An 18,631-nucleotide genomic window follows, 5' to 3' on the forward strand; every position below is an offset into this window, starting at 1 on the left:
ACCTGAAGTGAGCAAAAGCGGTATGACGCTAGGGCGACCTGTTAGCTTTTTCAAGCTATGATACAAGGTTGATCAAATGAAGGGGTGATTGGGAAGGGGTGCACGTTCATACATGAACGGTACAAAGGGACATTTTGCAAAAAAAGGGCAGGCAATACCAAGATTGCCTGCCTCTTTGATGTTTTATTGAGCTGTGTAGTCGCTCAGTAAACCTTCGTAGATCCAGTTCGCAAGCGCCTGTCGGTTGTCTGCAATCACGAAGCGGCGCTGGTCTTTTACGTTACGTATATTACCGAGCTCGATAAATACAGTGGGCGGATGACTGTACTTGATAACATACAGACTGCCTCGCTGGGTCACATTACCGGAATAGTCGCGGTTGGGTTGGTAACGTCTGTACTTGTTCGTAAACGTCTGGTGAATGTTTTTGGCCAGTTGCTCCCCGTCCTTGCTGTTTTCGTGGTGGTAGAAAAACACATCGATGTTCTGGCTTTCGCTTCGGCTGTCAACGTGGATGGCCAGCATGCGCTGGTATCCACCTTTGTGCTTCAGGTATAAGCCATTCACCGCCTCTGTGCGCTGACGCAGGCGGGCGCTATGGTTGAGCGGGATGGGTTTGTTTGGGTACACGACTTCATTTCGGTCCATTTTGAGAATTCCCTCGTCCCGGATTCCGTTCTCCGGGTCCTGCACGATCATGTATACGGTAGCGCCGTGCTCCATCAGCACGCGGGCCAGGCGGATGGTCACATCGTAAGCATATTCATCTTCAGCCAGGTCGTGGTTGCCATACTTGCCCACAGCCCCTGGGTCGGGACCACCATGGCCGGAACTCAGGTAGTATACCGCGCCTTGTAGCTTCGTAGACTTTACTTCAACACGAGAATACTTCTCGCCAAACAGCGGCATCTCAATCACGCGGGCTGATACCTTGGCTGGGCCAGCAGTTACGTTGCTAAGGGTTTTATTGTCCACAGTAGCTACCCGCGTATTGTCGTTAGCAATCTCAGTATTGTCTACTGAAGCGGCGCCGTCAGGCAGGGTATAGGACTTACCGACGATAAGGCCATTGTCCTTGCCGAAGCGGTCTTTGTTGATCTCCACAAACTTATGAAGATGCTCCGAAGGGTTTAACCCATGACGGCGCAACAAGGTATAGATACCGTCGCCGGGCATGGCTACTACCTGCAGGTTAGAGCTCTGGGAGTAGGCGCTTAGGGAGACGACAAGCAAGAAAAGGGTGATGATAGAGGTACGCAATGGAATAAGATTTACCGGCATATTTTGTGATTCCGATATTACAAAAAATGGATGAAGGATAAAAGCTAATTTAACAGTTGGTGTTCTCCTTACTGCGTTTTAATACTAGGGGTTTTGTGTTTTTAACGAGGGATGCCCATGCAATATTTCGTATTGAATTAACCGGGAGGCTTAATTCGCTAACCCTAAATTAATTACAGGAGCAGCATCCAGAGCAATTTTAGTCAGAAGTTTATGCCTGGCCGGACGTGCCTTGTTAAGTTTTCGTGATACCTGATGATCAATTGCTATAGTCAGCAAAGCTTCCTGTCATTCCAGCTCATCCCGCTTCTGCCTTTCTCGCTGGGGTAAAGGGTCATGACCGGATCCGATTGCCATACCGCTTTGCTGTCAATATCCATGATGGAGAGGCAGCCTGTATAGCCGGCACCGGTGTCCAGCATGATCAGATTATCCATATGCAACGGAACTGTCTGCTTATTGTCCAGCAGGATGGTAGGGGTATGACCGATATAGACTTCTTTATAGCCGTTGATGTGAAGCGGATGCCCTTTCTGATAGCTGTTGTAGTGGTGTTCTATAAATTCCCGACTCCAGATCAGGGTATATGCATCTGTTTCTGCCACAGGTTTATTGGTGTCGAAGCCGGCATGCACAAACAGGATGTTGTCCTCGGTGATCAGGTATAGCTTTGCCTGCTGCAATAGCGCCAGGTGCTTCGGAGGCATGGGCTTACTTTCTCCATAAGAGGCAACAGTAGCTTCGCCTCCCTGTCGAAGCCAGCTTTTTAATTCGGCTTCCTGTGTTAACTGACCACTGTAATAGGCCATAGCCCACTGGTCGTGGTTGCCGAGCAGGTATACCAGGTGCTTTACTTTCAACAGCAGGTCTATACTTTCTTTTGTCTCCGACCAGCCATCCACCACATCTCCCAGAAAGATCAGTTGGTCTTTTTCTTCGTCCAACCCACACCGATCCAGGCACTGCACCAGTGCTTTATAACCCCCGTGGCTATCGGATGTGACAAACCTTTTCATAATGTACGTGAAAGGTAACCTGAATTAATAGTTGGTATCACATAGGTTAATACGTTTTTGCCTGGCACTATAATGCACTAAAACCATTAGACGTAAGAAAAAACCATTGAAACTCAATGTTTCAGCTTGCCAGCTGTTTTGCCTTTGCAGAGCCCAGACCTTACAAATCCTTACTGTACGCGGTAACTGACTAGCTCATAGCGCCGCATTAATTTGTCGGAGTCTGCGTAATACCAATCTGTTCGGATCATGCCAATCTCGGGAGTCACGTATTCTTTCACCCAGGTAGTGCTCAGCGATGAGGATGCTTTTTGCTCGGTTTGCCTTTCAAAGGTGAACTCCAAAGCCTGGTTTGCATGTGGTGAATCGGGCACAGCTACAAGGCCTGTTGTTCTTCTGTGGTAAATCCACAAGGTATAGTTCGGATATTGATAACCGTATGCGATACCAGACATGCTTGGGCTGGGGTAAGTAATATACTGTTCTCTGGCATCCTTTCTAAAGTGCACATAGCCGTCCTTGTCATTTCGGACGATCATGCCGTTATTTAAAATAAACCAGGTGGTTTTAATGATCAAGGTGTCTTTCACTACTTGTCGTCTGAACGAGCTGGTTGACAATACATCGCCGTCGGAATTATATTCGAAAACATCATACACCCATTCATTGCCAACCTGCAGGGGCATAATTGCCTCCACGGGTTCTATTACTTCTTCTTTATCACACGAGAAGAGGAAAAGTGACAGGAATAAAAGGGAGATGGAGCTGAAAAGCGGCTGTCGTTTCATGGAATAATGGTCTTCTTTTAAAAGTATGATGCCATTACCCGATGAAACGTTGCATGCTTCGTTAGAAAATATTAAGGAAATAAGATTCAAGTTTCTTACCGCGCACAAATGCCCCGGTACGGACAGTACTGGCAGATCTCCAGCTCTTTCGTTTTTCGGATCACTTCATTCGGGTCGAGCAGTTCCTGCACAAAGCGTGTGAGCAAGGTTTCGGATGCTGTGATAAAATCCTCTCCGGTCGCCTGCTCAAATGGGAAGTCGGCAGTCAGTACGCCGGCGTCCAGGTTTCGGAACGAAAGTATACCTGACTTGGGCACGATTCGAGTCGGGTCCATGTGACCGGCGTTTCGGAGTAGGACTTCCGGCTTCTGTTGTAGATTGCGCTGCAGGATGTACTCGTAGAGCCACAGCTGACGCGCTTTGTCATATTTAGGTGAGGTGATGAAATGCAGAGCCACGTCATCCGGCTTCACATTCACCTGGTTGCGTTCTACCTTGCCAGTCTTGTAGTCGATCACACGGAGTTCAGCGCCCTTCAGGTCGATGCGGTCGGCTTTGCCTGCCACCTTCACAGGTATACGCTCGTCGCCCACCTGCACCTCCAGTGTGGTTTCCAATTGCTCTTCTAGGCGCAGCACGTAGAGCGGCAGTTCATCCTCCGAGTACAGAAGACTCTCCAGGTATTTCTCGAGTACCTGCACCGCCACTTTAAAAAGCAGATAGTTCATGCCACGTTCAGGGCTCGCACCGCGTGTCACTTTTTTGAATTCTTCTTCTACCTTGGCTGACAGCTCCTTCAGCATAAGCTCCACATGTGGCTTCTCGATCGGATTTCCATTTTGCTCAAAAGGCCGGAAAAAGTCTTCCAGCACCTGGTGCACGATGGTACCAAATTGGTCGGCACCAAGCTGTTCTTCTACCTCGTCTATCTCCCTGATCTTGGCAATGCGGCTGAAGTAATACTGCAGGGAGCAGTTGATGTACATGTTTAGGTGCGAAGGGTAGAGGCCACGCTTCAGTTCCTGCCGCAGTTGCTCTAGCGTCTGGGCATCTTTGTGAATCAAGATATCCTCGTCGTACTTTTTCTGGTCGCGCAGCTCCACGGTAGCCGTCAGGTCCCGAAATTTGATCTTGGGGTTGCGCAGGGCCAGGTCGTTTTGAAGCTGCAGGATAAAACGGCTTTTCTCACCCGAACCATAGGTGTCGGATGGCAGCACGTAAAGCAGATTCACACGCTTGGCGCGCTGCAGCAGGCGGTAAAAATTATATGCCATGGCACCTTCGGTTTCAGCATAGGTTGGCAGACCGAACTGCTTGAGCACATCGTAGGGCATCAGTGACTCGTGCCGCTTCGGAGCAGGCAGTGTATTCTCGTTTACCGACAGGATGATCAGGTTCTCAAAATCGAGTGCACGGGTTTCGAGCATACCCATGACCTGCAGGTCAGAGATGGGCTCCCCGCTGAAAGGCAAACGTTGCCGGGCGATCAGTTCGTTGAGGAATTTCCGGAAGCTGCGCACCGATATCTTCTGCTCCCGACAATCGAAGATCGTGTCGAGGCGCTTGACGATGGTATAGAAAATATAGAGATACTCGGTTTCGATTGTGCTGGGCTGGTGACTGTACATCTTGTGCAACAGGTCGATCAGTTGGTAAAGTGAAGCGATGATGTCGTCGCAGTCGCGCCAGGACTTGAACAGTACTTCGAAGAGTGGCTCGTGCTTGCCCATCTTCAGCAGGTCGTTGGCTGTGATGAGCACGCGGTTGTCCTGCACAATCCGGTCAAGCACTTGCTGCACAAAGCCGTGAAGTTCCTGCTTGTCTGGCTGCTCGTTCAGGTATAGCTCATACCTGCGGATGAATGGGTGGGAGAGCAGCTTGGTAACCGTCAGGTGGTGATACTGGTATACCTTGTAACCCGATTCCTGCAGCTGCGTCACGCCTGTCAGGTGCACATCGAACAGCAGATCGATCAGGTTGTAGAGCGGTGTGCCCTTGAAGCTTAGACCCATGGTCACGTTATAGTTCGGTACCTCGTTGGGTATGGAGTGCAGCACGGGAAGCAGTAGCGTTTCGTCGGGTAGCACCACTGCCACCTGCGCATGCTTGTCACGTGAGCGAATTTCCTGTATCAACTGACCTGCCAGCTTGCCTTGCATACTCGCATTGGCAACCCCGATCACATTGATCTCTTTCTCGTCGGTGAGCAGCAGGTTCTGTTGCCAGCGCCAGTCCGGCAAATTCCAGGTGCTTTTATACTTGCGTAGGAAGCTGCCGGCTCGGTTTGGGGTGCCTTCTTCCATGTAAAAGTCATCAGAATCGAATAACACCTCGGCTTTGTTGTGCTTGAGCAGCGTGCGTATGATGTGCTCTTCGGAACTGGTGAGGGCGTTGAGACCGATAAAAAGGTACTGGGCGCATTCCGGCGACTTGGCCAGCTGCTCAATGTTATCAGCAACCATCTTGAAAGCCATACCTGTGTAGGCCTGCTTGCGCTCCTCCAGATGGTCTTTCAGATTGTGGTAAGTCTTCTCGATGTTGTCCCAGAGGCTGAAGTACTTTTTGACAGCGGGCGTCAACTCCTTGCCGAGAAACGCCGGGTCCCATCGCTCCAGCGCTTTGGCTTCACTCACATAATCAAACAATTTGCCTGTGTCAACCAGGTTCTGGTCGATGCGGCTAAAGTCGTCGAGCAGGGTGCCTCCCCAGGTGATGAACTGATCGAAGTCGAGGTTCGGATCCTGCTCACGCATCAGGTCGTAAAGCTCGAGCTGCAGATTGATCGGCTCCAGCACATCCACTTTGGCCAGCTTGGTAATGAAATCCTCCATACCTGAAACCTCTGGTGACCAGATCGGTTCGGGAGCGGCCTGCGCCAGAGCGTTCTTGAAAAAGAAACTTGCACGACGAGACGGCAGCACAATGCACAGCTCGCTGATGTTCTCTTTGTACTTCTCGTAAACGTATTTTGCCGCTAGCTCAAGAAAGGTCTGCACTTTGTTATGGAGTGGTTTAGTGAATGAGTGATGGAGTGAGTTGTTGATTGTTAATGGTTAAATTGTTTAGTGCTCGATTCGGAGAGGTCGCGAACTGTCCCTACAGGTTATCAAACTCTTAAACTTCTAAACTTTTTAACTTTCTAACTTAAAGCCATCTATAGGCAGAAAGGGGTTATAGGCAATTTCCCATAGGTTGTCGTCGGGGTCGGCAATGTAACTACTGTAGCCACCCCAGAACACTTTTTCCGGTTGCTTGAGCACGCGCACGCCTTTGCCGGCCAGTTCTGCCACCAGGTCATCTACTGCTTTCTCGGAATGTACATTATAGGCCAGCGAAAAACTTTTAAAGCCCTTGCCATCGGCTTCCAGACCGGCATCATCAGCCAGCGACTCCTGCGGGAAAAGGGCCAGCTGCAGGCCATTCAGCTGAAAGAAAATGATGCTCTCTGTACTGCTCTCGAGCGGTTGCCAGCCAAAGATGTTCTGGTAAAATTCTCGTGCGCGCTGCAGATTTCTGACGCCTAGTGTAATGAGTGTAATTCTCTGTTCCATCAATTCCCTCTTATCTCTGATTAATATTATGTTAATTCTCGCTATACCTGCTATACCTTACCTGGCTTCTTCATAAGCAGCTTTTAGCCAGCCGATCAGTTCAGCGTCTATCTCTTCTGCATTTTGTAGTCTCACCCGATGAGAGCACATGGCGTTGAAACTGCCTGAATTTTCCAGTCTTCCTTCCGGTTCGCGGCCTTTCAGGTTGATGCCCACGTCCAGCCTGGTTTTAGTGGACGGCTGGATAAGGGCAAACTGCTTTTTGCTGCGCACACTCACGTAGGCGGTTTTAGGAGCCAGCTCTACGTCAGTACCCAACAGCTTTAGCTGCGCCACAAGCGCTTCGTAGATTGGTTGCAGCTGCTCTTTGCCTTTGTACTGCTTCACCACCAGGTCTTCCGGATTTTCTGCTGAACCAGCATCAGTGCCTTTGGCTTTGAGGGCCACCATGTTAGCGAAGCCATGTGTGAAGTTGTGGTCCGACTTCAGGTATTTCAGTATCTCGCCATGCTTATGCAAACCGGTGTCCTGTACAATTTTGATCCATTCTGCGAGTGACTTCCCTGTATTCTTCTCCAGGTTGTCGATCATGGTTTGCGCTGCTTTGTCCATGTTATTATTTAATATTTAATGAAAAGTGAGTAATGGATAATGATTGTTCGAGTTATGACTAAAGAGTAATTCTTCATTAATCAATACTCATTATACCTTCCTAAAGCGCCAGGCCAATCTGCTGGCTTTTACCGCCGTAAGACCATTCGTACAGTTCTTCAGTATCAAAGTAGTAAAGGAGGCATTTTACTTTTTCGAAACCGAGTTGCTTGAAGCGCACCGCATAATGGTCAAGTTTATTGCGGTGCTCTTCCTGGGGAGGCGGCAGTTTAAACTCCAATAGCACCACCTGATCACCGTCGAACACCACCCGGTCTGGCTTGTAAAGGTAGGCGCGGGCGTCGAGCAACTCTTTTTCATGCTCCACGATCACCTTATCCGAGAAGTAGTGACTGATCTTTGGATGCTTCACCACTTCCAGCAAGCGTTCCTTCAATGTCAACTTCTCCCGATCGCTGATGATGCCCTGGTATACCATTTGGCGCAGCACATCGTCGAGTTGCGCGGCGGTCAGGATGCGGGAGAGGGCGTAGTGCAGTTTTTTGTTTTGGATGCGCTGCTCGGTCTGTGTCTCGAAGTCAAACACGTTGTTGGCGTGCTGCTTGAGTTGTAGCCGCTGTGCCCAGTCGTTTGTTTGCAGGTAATCGAGAGCATAGACCGACCCGATCTCAGGGCTGCCGCCATCCTGTTTTGTGGTCTCGCCGGCGTATACCTGGTAGCACAGTTTGCCGGGCTCCCAAAGGTTTTCCGCCACCAGGTAGCGGTATAGCAGGTGACTCACATTTTTAGCCGTCCCTTCCAGCGCCTTCTGTGCCTTTCGCTCTTCCAGCAAGTCCTTCCCGTTGCCGATCAGGTATAGCCGGTCCTTCGGGCGGGTGAGGGCCACGTAGAGCATGTTCAGGTTTTCGATAAAGGTCTTCTCTATCTCGGTATTGTATTGCCCGGCCAGCTCGGTATGCTCCAATCTGGAGCTGATGTTCACGGCCGCGCTGCGCAGCTTGCCCATTACCTTATTATCATCTGATAAGCGGCTCCACATCAAAGCTCTTGTCTGCGGCTCGGTACTCCAGTCGGCAAACGGAACGATCACGATCGGGTAGGCGAGGCCTTTGGCTTTGTGTATACTGGTGATCGTGATGGCGTTGCGATCCTTTGGCGTGTTGATGCTCAGCTTCTCTTTCTGCACATCCCAGTAAGCCAGGAAGTTGTTTAGGTTGTTGCTGTTCTTCAGGCTATACTCTAACACCAGATCCAGGAAGCGGAACAGGTATTCGCATTCGTTGTTATGCCCCAGCAGATTGAAAATGCGGATCAGCTGTTCGGTGAGTTCGTAGATCGACAGGTTGCCCGTCTCGCGCTCCTTCACATCATAACCTACTTCACGCAGGAAGTCAAAGAATAGCCTCGGATCCGACTGGTTTGCAATTTGCGCGATCGTTTGGGCCAGCACTGTGGTTGGCACTTTCCCCTCCGTCACGGTATAGATCAGGTATAACGCCTCTGATTTAGCCAGGGTATCGTTCGGGCGGTTAAATACCCGGAACATGGCAATGATCAGGTTGATCACTTCGGCAAACTGCAGCGAAAGCGAGTCCTGCGAAATGATGTCGTACTGCTTCTCCTTCAGAAAATTAGCAATCAGCTTACTCTTGGCGTTGGTACGGCAAAGTATGGCCATGTCCTTCAAGGTATAGCCATCGGCCAATCCCTGGCGCACCAGTTCAATCACCATGTTCAGGGTGCTGGCATCGTAGCTCAGTTCCTGTTCGTGGGTGTATTCATCGTAAAGCTTTTCGGTGCGCACGCAGCTGCTTAGGTCGTATTTGTAATTCAGATCATCGGGGTAGGTGAACAAGATCTGCACATGCCCGCCTGCCTTACCTGATTCTGGTGCCTCCTGCACAAACTTGTCGTCATAGATCGAAGTGAAGGTACCGTATACCTGATGCTGCTCACTGAAGAAGGTAAAAAGCTTGTTATTGAACTCGATGATCTCACGACGGCTACGGAAGTTCTGCTGCAGCACGTCGGGGGCGAGGTTTTCGCGTACCGACTCATAGCGCTCCCGGATCATGTGGCCGTGGCGACGGTTCTCGTAAAGCAGGTGCGTGTTATTTTTGTAAAGGTGCAGAATCTGCTCCATTTCCCCACCGCGCCAGCGGTAGATCGCCTGCTTGGCATCGCCCACCACCATGCTAAAATGTCCCGAGGCCAGCGCATTGTCAACGAGGGGCAGCAGGTTATTCCACTGCAGCACCGAGGTGTCCTGAAACTCATCGATCAGGATGTGGTTGTACTTCTCACCGAGGCGTTCATAGATAAAGGGTACCGGCTCCCGTAGCACAATGTCAACGATGCGCTTGTTGAACTCTGAGATATGTACCGTGTTACGGTCGAGCTTGATTTCCTGCAGGCATTTCTCCAACTCATTCAGCACCGATACCTTATACAAATGCGGTACGACAGCCGAGATCAAAGTAAAAGTACCCGTGTACTGCTCTTTAATGGACTCTATGTTATAATAAAGGTCTGTAAGTAGTTGCTTTATACCGTCGATCTGGTTTTTGGTGGCGGTGGAGGCCTTGCCGGCGTACCATTTGTCTTCTTCCACCGTCTGGCGGGCGTAGTTGTTACCGTAGGTCAGATCAGCCTCACGGTTAAACTTGGTGAAATAACCGTAAAGGCCGCGGTTGCCTTGATAAAAATCGGAAGGGGAAAGGCCGGCCTGATCGATGGCCTGCAGTGCTTTGCCGGCATCTTCCTGCAAAGCGGCCAGTATACCTTCCTGCAAGGTTTTGAGCTGCTGCCGGATCTCCCTGAAATCTTCCAGTGTCAACCCCTGCAGGTCTGTCACCGCTTCGTATACCTGTTCGTTCAGCAGGTTTTTGGCAAAATCCGCCAGGTCATCGGCCAGGGTATTCCAGCTGCGACCTTCACGGGCTTTCTCCAGGGCATAGTGCTCCAACGTTTCCGAAAGCAAGTCGTCTTTCCGGTTGCTCACCTTGTCAAGCAGCAGCTGCACAGCCGTACTCACCAGCGTCTGCGAATCCAGGTCTACTTCAAAGTTATAGGGTATGTTCAGTTCCTTTGTAAACGCCTGCACGATCTTATTCACAAAGCTGTCGATGGTGCTGACCGAAAAGTCGCTGTAATTGTACAGAATCTGGGTAAAAAGCCGTCCGGCTCGCTGCCGGATCTGTTCTTTGTCGAAGCTTTCTTCCGGGTAACGAATCTGTAATTCAGCAACGACCTTGTCGAGCAGGTCCTCGCTTTTCTGTAATGCTCCACCGGTCAGCGTGGGGTCATTGAAATTCCGCAAGGCCCCCAGAATGCGCTCCTTCATCTCAGCCGCCGCATCGTTGGTAAAGGTGATGGCCAGGATGGACCGGTAATAGTCCGGGTCTGTACTATGCAGCGCGAGTTTCAGGTATTCTTTGGTCAGGGTATAGGTTTTACCGGAACCTGCTGAGGAGGAGAGTATCTTGAAATTTGGTGACATAGCGGGCGGCATTTAAACGGGATTCTAAAGATACATTTACTGGTTGGCTTATACCAGTGCCTGACTTTAAAATAATAGGCGCCTCAAGCAAGTGTTTGTTGGTCAAGGTATAAAAAACAAAAAGCTCCCCCGCTGACGCGAAGGAGCTAAATGCCTTTCTAAGTTAGAGTAAAAGGCTATGCGTATACGATCTGCCCTTTCTTTTCTTCTTTCTCTTTTACCTGCACATGGTCACTTACGCAAACGTGGCGCACAATGCGTGCCATCGAGATGGAGTAATCCGTGATAATGCAGTGCTGTTGCTCAGTGCTCATCAGCGCCTTGCCGCCACCCAGCGTCAATTTGTTCAGTTCAATCACTTCATCAAAATTCTGTCGCAGCATCTTAAGCGCTTTAAAAGATGGCTCATTGTAATACATCGGTATTACCTGGCATACGGCATAACTGCCCTTTGCACGCTCCTTCGCAATCATGTTACACAAATTAGAGGCGTTCATTTTGTCGAGGTCCGAAATAATTACAAAGAACACCTTTGCCTCACTTTTATCAGATTTGATAACCGCATTGCTTGACAGCAGATTGCGTGAAACTTTGGCACCTTTCATGAAGTCTTCGTCTTTCAAGATCTTGTTGTGGATCTTGAAGGCCAGTGCGCCTGAGGCGATTAAATGAAAGTCCTTGCTTTTAGCTGTGATTTTGGAGAAGTGTAACATAATTAGAAAGGATTAAAGGGTTAAAGTTCAACGCTATTTTAAATTGATAAGGTATCTTTTCTATAGTTTAATCTTAAGGTTTAGCTTTCAGGTAAAAGGGCGGGGCGGAGGTAAAAAAGGCTAGCGCATAAGACCGGACGAATCGATCATTTTACTAGAACTGGCAAAGCATCTGTTTAAAATGAACTGGTTTCGATCCTATGGTACACTAAACTACGTGCAAATTATTGGATAAACCAATGATTAATTTTAATAATAGTTAATGGCTAGATTTCAAGGGTGAATGTACTCTTATAACGTGCAAACGAAAATCGTGTTTCTTATTTCAATATTTTTTTGGAATATTTTGACGCAAAATAAAAAAGAAATTGAAATTAATATAATCGTTCACCATTTTCTCAGAACAATTTTATAATCAAATAATACAGAACAACTTATGCAACACGATTATAATAATAAACTAGGACACATGATGGTGGTTTCATTTATTATGCGTACCTTTGCAGCCGATTTGGAATCAGTCTGATTTAAGTATAACTGGCTACACCGCTTTTTTTGAGCATAACCTGGTTGATTTTTTTTCTTGTCGGACTTCTTTTTCGTAAAGAAGGGTTTATGGACAGGCTGTCTCCAGATGAAGTGTAAAAAGTTATTATAACAGAATGAACAAAATCAGATTTGACGAGCTTCCGCTTTCGCCGGAAGTCCAGCGAGCTATCGCTGACATGGGCTTCGAAGAAGCATCTCCCATCCAAACAGAAGCAATCCCGGTAGTTTTAGCAGGACGCGACATTATTGGCCAGGCCCAGACGGGTACGGGCAAGACGGCCGCCTTTGGTATACCTACCATCGAGAGCATCGACGAGAACGACCGCAGTGTGCAGGCACTAATCCTTTGCCCAACGCGTGAACTGGCTATTCAGGTAGCCGGAGAAATTCAAAAACTTATTAAGTACAAGCCAGGCATCAGCATTGTGCCTATTTACGGTGGACAGGCTTACGACCGTCAGTTGCGTGCCCTGAAGCAGGGTGTGCAGATCGTGATCGGTACACCGGGTCGTGTGATGGACCACATCGAGCGCGGTACCCTCAAACTGGACAAGATCAAAAAGATCATCCTGGACGAGGCGGACGAAATGCTCGACATGGGCTTCCGTGACGACATCGAGTTTGTGCTTAGCAAAATGCCGGAAGAGCGCCAGACGATCTTCTTCTCGGCCACCATGTCCAAGCCGATCATGGACCTGACTAAGCGCTACCAGACCGATCCGGTGATCGTGAAGGTGGTACATAAGGAACTGACGGTAACTAACATTGACCAAGTATACTTTGAGGTGCGTAACTCTATGAAGCAGGAAGTTCTTTCCCGCATTCTGGACATGCACAACATGAAGTCGGTTATCATCTTCTGCAATACCAAGCGTATGGTGGATGAACTGGTGACCAACCTGCAGGCCCGCGGCTATTTCGCCGATGCCCTGCACGGCGACCTGAACCAGAACCAGCGTTCTAACGTGATGGGCAAGTTCCGTAACGCAACGCTGGAAATACTGGTAGCTACTGACGTGGCTGCCCGTGGTCTGGACGTGGATAACGTAGAGGCGGTGTTCAACTATGACCTGCCGCAGGACGAAGAGGCTTACGTACACCGTATCGGTCGTACTGGCCGTGCCGGTAAGTCAGGCAGAGCCTTCTCTTTCGTGTCTGGTCGTTCCGATATGTACAAGCTGAAGGATATCATGCGCTATACAAAAGCCAATATCCAGCTGCAGCAGGTGCCTACTTACGATGACGTGAACGAGCTGCGTACCAGCGTATACCTGGAGAAGGTGCGTGAAGTACTGGAGAAGGGCAACCTGACCAAGCACATCACCAAAATCGAAAGCCTGGTAAACGAAGAGTATACCTCCCTTGAGATCGCCGCCGCCCTTTTGAAAATGTCTTTGAAAGAAGCCAAAACAAAAGAAGCTGGCAAGGAAGCTGAAAAAGGCATGGGTGGACCTAAAGCCGGTTTCGACCGTCTGTTCATTACCATCGGTAAAAAAGACCGTGTGCATCCAAAGGACCTGATCGACCTGCTGAGCCAGAATGCTGATATACCTGCTTCTAAAGTAGGTGACATCGACCTGTACGACAAGTTCAGCTTTGTTGAGGTTCCTACTGAATACACGGCAGATATCCTGCAGAAAGTAGGCCGCATCGAAGTAGATGGACGTACGGTTATCGTAGAGAAATCGCAGAAGAAGGACGGCGAAGCCGGTGGAGGCAGCAGAGAAGATTTCGGTTTCAGTGACCGTGACCGAGGTGGAGATCGTGGTGGCAAGCGCTTCGGCGGTGGTGACCGTGACCGCGGAGGTTATGGTGGCGATCGTGATCGTGGTCCACGCAGAGAAGGTAGTGGCAGCGGATACGGAGGCGGTGGAAGCCGTTTCGGTGGCCGTGGCGACCGTGACTCTTTCAGAGGCGGTGACCGTCGCAGCAGCGGAGGTGATCGTGGCGGATTCCGCAAAAAAAGATTCTAATTTAAGCGAACCTGCCAAAAGGCAGATCGTATAATCAGGTATACAACGCTTGAAGTGTAAAAAGCTTCATCTTGTTAGAAAAGGCTGACTTGAAACGTCAGCCTTTTTGTTTTTAATTTTTTTCTCAGATCGTGTAACCTTGGCTATACCTTGCCGTTAAAGAAGGTATCATAAAAAGGTTGGAAGATTATTCTACTGTTTTACGCAGTTAGAACTGATAAGCCTGACATCAGACGGATGTCAGGCTTATTATTTTATACCTGTCTATACCTTTCTTCAAGGGCGAAGGCACAAAAAAAGGAGCTCAAGGCTCCTTTCTGTATTATCAGTCTTTTGCAATAGATCAGGCGTTGTCGCGCAGGGAACGAATGTGATCGTGTGCGTTCTTTACATCCTGGTACTGCTGCTCCACAATCGGCTTCAACTCTCCCGGCAAGTTCTTCTGCACGGCCTCTTCGTAGGCTTTCACGGCATAGTCTTCGCCACGCTCGCACTCTTCCAGAATACGCTTTCTGTCCTTAGAAGAAAGGGCAGCTTTGATATCGATCCAGGCGCGGTGCAGGGTTCCTTCGATGGAACTGGACTCGTCGTCCATCTTGCCCATTTTGTGCAGCTGGTCCTGAAGTTCGGTGATCATGCTGTCGCGCTGCACGGCGTACTTTCTGAACAGGTCTTTCAGGTCCTGGTCTTCTACATCTTCGGCAGCAGTTTTATAGCCCTTTACACCGTCTTTGCATCTTTCGATGAGATGGTGCACGGTTGAGTAAACTTCCTTATTAATTTCCATAGTGATATTTTTTTTAGGTTTTGTATGCTGATGTACTGCAATACCTACGTTTTTGTTACCAAAATGGATATATCGCTATACTAGGATATGGATACAGCCATGGCGCGACCCGCCAGGTAGCCGGTCGTCCAGGCAGCCTGAAAATTGAAACCACCCGTAATGCCATCCACATCCAGCACTTCACCGGCAAAGTACAGACCAGGGTGCAAGCAGCTCTCCATCGTCTTCATGTTAACCTGGCTCAAATCTATGCCACCGCAGGTCACGAACTCCTCCTTGAACGTGGTTTTGCCGTCTACTTCGACGGGCAACCGGAGCAAGGCTTCCACCAGCTTGTTGGTGTTTTTGGCGGGCAGTTCTGCCCATTTCACTTCGTCACCTATACCTGCTATACCTGTCAGCGCTTTCCAAAGTCGTTGTGGTAGACCGAAAAGCGGATTGGTCGTTACTATTTTCTTAGGATGTGCCTGCCGAAAACCCTGCAGTTGCTCACGTAGGTTTTCTTCGGTTTGATCATGCATCCAGCTTACAAGCGCCGTGAAGCGGTAGTTTATGCCATGAAACAGGCGAGCCCCCCAGGCAGAGAGTTTGAGGACTGCCGGACCGCTATAACCCCAGTGCGTGATCAGGAGCGGGCCACTGTACTCAAGTTTCTGCCCGGCGATGCGCACCCTGGCCTGCGGCACTGCTATACCCTGTAGCTCTTTGAGCGGCGAGCCCGGCACGTTGAACGTAAACAGGGAAGGGACAGGCTCCTGAATGGAATGACCGAGCGCCCGCAGCCAATCATAATTTTGACTCTTTGGGTTGCCACCTGAACTGACCAACACCCGATCAGCCTGCAGTTCACGGTTGTTGTTTAGGGATAAGGTATAGCCTTTCTTTTCAGGTTGAGGTACGATGCGCTCCACCGCTATACCTGTTTTGACTTCCACTCCGGCCTTGGTGGCTTCGCGTTGCAAGCAGTCGATGATGGTCTGGGAATTGTCGGTGACTGGGAACATGCGCCCGTCGGCTTCAGCTTTCAGTTTCACGCCCCGGCGCTCAAACCACTCCACCGTCTCAGTTGCTCCAAAAGTCTTGAATGCTTCCTTTAGCTGTTTGCCGCCACGTGGGTAATGCTGCGCAAAAACCGAAGGCGTAAAACAGTGATGTGTCACGTTGCAGCGCCCGCCACCCGACACCCTTACCTTGGAAAGTAGTTTGTTACTCTTCTCCAGGATGGTAACCTGTGCCTTTGGATTGGCCTGCGCACAGGCGATCGCCCCAAAATAGCCTGCCGCACCGCCACCTATCACTACTATATTCATGTTAACGAATTGCTAAATTGTTAAATGGTTAAACACTAAAAGAATGCCATTGGATTGGGGTAGGAGAAGACGTAGGCCAAATCGTCTTTCAACTTCTGGCTGCTGATCAGCTTAAAATGTGTTTCCTCCATATCTTTGAAAGTAGGAATTGTCAAATCAAGGGCTTTTGCGGCGGCTTCGTAGAAATCTCTGCGACTCGGGTGCTCGTCGGCACAGGCGTTGTATACCTGGCCCCACTTTTCCTGCGCGATGATGCGCTGCAGTATGTTCAGGCAGTCCTCGAGGTGGATCATATTGACGGGCGCGTCCCCGTTTGGCAGATCCTGCTTGCCTGCCAGGAAGCGGCCCGGTTGCCTGTCTCCGCCAACCAAACCGCCAAAGCGCACAACCGTGCACACCCAGTTCTCACTGTCCTGAAACATTCGTTCTGCTTTTAGCAGGGTGTTCTCCGGGTCCACTTCATCAGTGAAGCTGGTATCTTCTTCCGTCACAATACGATTGAGCTCCAGGTATACCGAAGTAGACGACACAAAAAGCACCCGGCCTACAGGCGAAGCTAGGAGCGCTTTGCGCAGTACTGCCATCTGTTGCAGGTAGCTCTCACCGCCATCAGATCGAAGCTTGGGAGGGATGTTAAGTACGAGCACTTCCGCCTGCAGAAAATCTTTGAGTACCTGATGGTCTAACTCCGGATCGGAGAGATTGATCAGAAAAGGCTGTATACCTGACTGGCTCAGAACCTCCAATTTTTGCTGCGAAGTAGTGGAGCCGTTTACCCGACGGCCGGAACTTACAAGGGCTTCTGCCAGCGGAAGGCCAAGCCAGCCGCAGCCCATCACACTAATGTCAGCTTTCTTTTGCATCGTTTTGGGGTTTTAGAGCTAACAATCCGTAAGCTTTCTTGTTATCGTTTGTCACAAAGGTAAGCCTAATTCAATACATACATGCAGTTCGATGTCATCCTGATCGGTTCTGGTTTTGGTTCTCTCACCGCCGCAGCCCTGTTAGCTCAAAAGGGATTGAAAATAGCCGTGCTGGAGCAGGCCAAATACCCCGGTGGCTGTGCATCTACTTACAAACGCAAAGGCTATTGGTTCGAGACAGGCGCCACCACGCTGGTTGGCCTGGACGAGCACATGCCCCTGCGCCATCTGCTCGATGTAACAGGTATAAAACTGCCGTTATTGAAACTTGAAACCCCGATGCAGGTGCATTTACCAGACAGACAAGTACTGACACGCCATGCAGACCTGGAGGATTGGATAAAAGAAGCGGAGCGGGTATTCGGAGCGAAGGGGCAGCGGCCTTTCTGGGAACATTGCTATCGGGTTAGTCAGCAGGTATGGCGCACATCGCTGGAGCAACTGTCTTTTCCCTTTTCAAATGTGCAGGACCTGTGGCAAGCGATTAGGCAGGTTCGCCCGCATCAGCTTTCGATGCTGCCGGGTGCCTTCCGAACCATGGAAGACCTGCTCAGGCGATACGGCTTACTGGACAACAAGCTGTTTACCGACTTTGTGAATGAGCAACTGCTGATCACGGCTCAAAACCACCTGGTGGAAGTGAATGAACTGTTTGGCGCAACCGCCCTGTGCTATACCTTGTTCGGCAACTATTATGTAGAAGGCGGCATGATCGGACTAGCTCGAGCACTTGAGCTATACCTGCATAATCAAGGTAGCACCATTTTGTATCGACACCACGTGAACAAGATTATTCCTAAAGATGAAGGTTACGAAGTCAGCTGTATGGCAGACACTTATAGATCCCGATTTGTGATCAGCGGGATAACGCTTAACGATACTTTTCAGTTGTTTCAGGACAAGAAGGTCAGGCAAAGACTAAAGCCCTATCTGCTGCCTTCTGAGAAGCTCAACGGTGCTTTCACCATGGCCATTGCGCTCCGCAACGCATCGGCTATACCTGTCCTGCATCACCAGGTGCATGTATCGGAGGGATTGCCTTTAATAGGGAGCCAGAGTTTCTTTGTCAGTTATAGTCATCCAGCGGATAAGGGCAGAGCGGGGGAAGGAGAGCGGGTTATGGCGATCAGTACGCATGTGCCTAACCCAGCCACACTTCGGATAGAGGACAAAAGGAAGCTGCAAGAAGCGATCATCACCAAAATGGAAGACTTGGGTATGCTCAACCGGGCAGACATCCTATACCTGGACTCGGCCACTCCAGGTGCCTGGATCTTCTGGACACAAAGAGCCTACGGCATGGTAGGCGGCTACCCGCAGTACCGCGACATTAAACCCTGGCAAATGAAAGACGCCAGACTTGACCACAGAGGCGCTTACGTCTGCGGGGACTCCGTTTACCCGGGGCAGGGAATTGTGGGGGTGTGCCTCAGCGGCATCATCGCTGCCAACAAACTACTACGGGATCATTTTTAAGTGTGCATTAAATACTTTTTTACTATCAATATCCCCCCTTTTTAATTACAGATTAAAAGGGAGTGTAATTAGAACTGTGTCATTGCTATATCTTAATTTACTGGCCCTTTTGCTGTTCTGGCTGCGTCCTTACAGCAAAAGGGCCAAACTTTT

The 18,631-nt window shown here is 49.6% G+C and carries 13 protein-coding genes; 2 read left to right on the forward strand and 11 right to left on the reverse strand.

Features of this window, described 5'->3' with window-relative positions; translation table 11 throughout:
* Positions 1–183 precede the first annotated feature (183 nt).
* The 8 genes from C8E01_RS07120 to C8E01_RS07155 all read right to left on the reverse strand — a co-directional run bounded on the left by C8E01_RS07120 (position 184) and on the right by C8E01_RS07155 (position 11,460).
* Positions 184–1,281, reverse strand: coding sequence for an N-acetylmuramoyl-L-alanine amidase family protein (locus tag C8E01_RS07120; protein ID WP_116542653.1), 1,098 nt, complete (start codon positions 1,279–1,281; stop codon positions 184–186).
* A 272-nt stretch (positions 1,282–1,553) separates the two neighbouring features.
* Complete coding sequence (locus tag C8E01_RS07125; protein ID WP_116542654.1) at positions 1,554–2,297, reverse strand: metallophosphoesterase; 744 nt, start codon at positions 2,295–2,297, stop codon at positions 1,554–1,556.
* A 170-nt stretch (positions 2,298–2,467) separates the two neighbouring features.
* Complete coding sequence (locus tag C8E01_RS07130; protein ID WP_116542655.1) at positions 2,468–3,085, reverse strand: hypothetical protein; 618 nt, start codon at positions 3,083–3,085, stop codon at positions 2,468–2,470.
* A gap of 95 nt (positions 3,086–3,180) precedes the next feature.
* Entirely contained in the window at positions 3,181–6,081 is a 2,901-nt protein-coding gene (locus C8E01_RS07135) for a PD-(D/E)XK nuclease family protein (RefSeq protein ID WP_116542656.1), read from the reverse strand.
* Positions 6,082–6,216: 135 nt separating this feature from the next.
* A complete protein-coding gene (locus tag C8E01_RS07140; protein WP_116542657.1) occupies positions 6,217–6,636 on the reverse strand; it encodes a VOC family protein in 420 nt (139 codons plus the stop codon).
* 57 nt (positions 6,637–6,693) lie between these two features.
* Entirely contained in the window at positions 6,694–7,248 is a 555-nt protein-coding gene (locus tag C8E01_RS07145; RefSeq protein WP_116542658.1) for a DUF4287 domain-containing protein, read from the reverse strand.
* 100 nt (positions 7,249–7,348) lie between these two features.
* Positions 7,349–10,747: a UvrD-helicase domain-containing protein gene (locus tag C8E01_RS07150; RefSeq protein WP_165820583.1), complete on the reverse strand. Its 3,399-nt coding sequence runs from the start codon at positions 10,745–10,747 to the stop codon at positions 7,349–7,351.
* Between the two features lie 176 nt (positions 10,748–10,923).
* A complete protein-coding gene (locus C8E01_RS07155) occupies positions 10,924–11,460 on the reverse strand; it encodes a hypothetical protein (protein WP_116542660.1) in 537 nt (178 codons plus the stop codon).
* A 662-nt stretch (positions 11,461–12,122) separates the two neighbouring features.
* Here C8E01_RS07155 and C8E01_RS07160 point away from each other — a divergent pair.
* Entirely contained in the window at positions 12,123–13,982 is a 1,860-nt protein-coding gene (locus C8E01_RS07160; RefSeq protein ID WP_116542661.1) for a DEAD/DEAH box helicase, read from the forward strand.
* 343 nt (positions 13,983–14,325) lie between these two features.
* On the opposite strand, the gene C8E01_RS07165 is transcribed toward C8E01_RS07160, so the two are convergent.
* The 3 genes from C8E01_RS07165 to C8E01_RS07175 form a co-directional block, all read right to left on the reverse strand.
* Positions 14,326–14,769: a ferritin-like domain-containing protein gene (locus tag C8E01_RS07165; RefSeq protein ID WP_116542662.1), complete on the reverse strand. Its 444-nt coding sequence runs from the start codon at positions 14,767–14,769 to the stop codon at positions 14,326–14,328.
* Positions 14,770–14,849: 80 nt separating this feature from the next.
* Complete coding sequence (locus C8E01_RS07170; RefSeq protein WP_116542663.1) at positions 14,850–16,079, reverse strand: BaiN/RdsA family NAD(P)/FAD-dependent oxidoreductase; 1,230 nt, start codon at positions 16,077–16,079, stop codon at positions 14,850–14,852.
* 35 nt (positions 16,080–16,114) lie between these two features.
* The gene (locus tag C8E01_RS07175) at positions 16,115–16,942 is read right to left on the reverse strand and encodes an SDR family oxidoreductase (RefSeq protein WP_116542664.1); all 828 of its coding nucleotides are present in this window, start codon (positions 16,940–16,942) and stop codon (positions 16,115–16,117) included.
* Between the two features lie 81 nt (positions 16,943–17,023).
* Here C8E01_RS07175 and C8E01_RS07180 point away from each other — a divergent pair, with 81 nt between their 5' ends.
* Entirely contained in the window at positions 17,024–18,478 is a 1,455-nt protein-coding gene (locus tag C8E01_RS07180; protein WP_116542665.1) for a phytoene desaturase family protein, read from the forward strand.
* Positions 18,479–18,631 lie beyond the last annotated feature (153 nt).

The sequence above is a fragment of the Pontibacter virosus genome, from assembly GCF_003096355.1.
GTDB classification, from domain to species: Bacteria; Bacteroidota; Bacteroidia; order Cytophagales; family Hymenobacteraceae; genus Pontibacter; species Pontibacter virosus.

What these genes read in the sequence shown, in the direction of transcription:
- C8E01_RS07150 (WP_165820583.1), bottom strand. Translation starts at nt 10,747, where the DNA reads ATGTCACCAAATTTCAAGATACTCTCCTCCTCAGCAGGTTCCGGTAAA.
- C8E01_RS07170 (WP_116542663.1), bottom strand. Translation starts at nt 16,079, where the DNA reads ATGAATATAGTAGTGATAGGTGGCGGTGCGGCAGGCTATTTTGGGGCG.
- C8E01_RS07160 (WP_116542661.1), top strand. Translation starts at nt 12,123, where the DNA reads ATGAACAAAATCAGATTTGACGAGCTTCCGCTTTCGCCGGAAGTCCAG.
- C8E01_RS07155 (WP_116542660.1), bottom strand. Translation starts at nt 11,460, where the DNA reads ATGTTACACTTCTCCAAAATCACAGCTAAAAGCAAGGACTTTCATTTA.
- C8E01_RS07125 (WP_116542654.1), bottom strand. Translation starts at nt 2,297, where the DNA reads ATGAAAAGGTTTGTCACATCCGATAGCCACGGGGGTTATAAAGCACTG.
- C8E01_RS07140 (WP_116542657.1), bottom strand. Translation starts at nt 6,636, where the DNA reads ATGGAACAGAGAATTACACTCATTACACTAGGCGTCAGAAATCTGCAG.
- C8E01_RS07145 (WP_116542658.1), bottom strand. Translation starts at nt 7,248, where the DNA reads ATGGACAAAGCAGCGCAAACCATGATCGACAACCTGGAGAAGAATACA.
- C8E01_RS07180 (WP_116542665.1), top strand. Translation starts at nt 17,024, where the DNA reads ATGCAGTTCGATGTCATCCTGATCGGTTCTGGTTTTGGTTCTCTCACC.
- C8E01_RS07130 (WP_116542655.1), bottom strand. Translation starts at nt 3,085, where the DNA reads ATGAAACGACAGCCGCTTTTCAGCTCCATCTCCCTTTTATTCCTGTCA.
- C8E01_RS07165 (WP_116542662.1), bottom strand. Translation starts at nt 14,769, where the DNA reads ATGGAAATTAATAAGGAAGTTTACTCAACCGTGCACCATCTCATCGAA.
- C8E01_RS07175 (WP_116542664.1), bottom strand. Translation starts at nt 16,942, where the DNA reads ATGCAAAAGAAAGCTGACATTAGTGTGATGGGCTGCGGCTGGCTTGGC.
- C8E01_RS07120 (WP_116542653.1), bottom strand. Translation starts at nt 1,281, where the DNA reads ATGCCGGTAAATCTTATTCCATTGCGTACCTCTATCATCACCCTTTTC.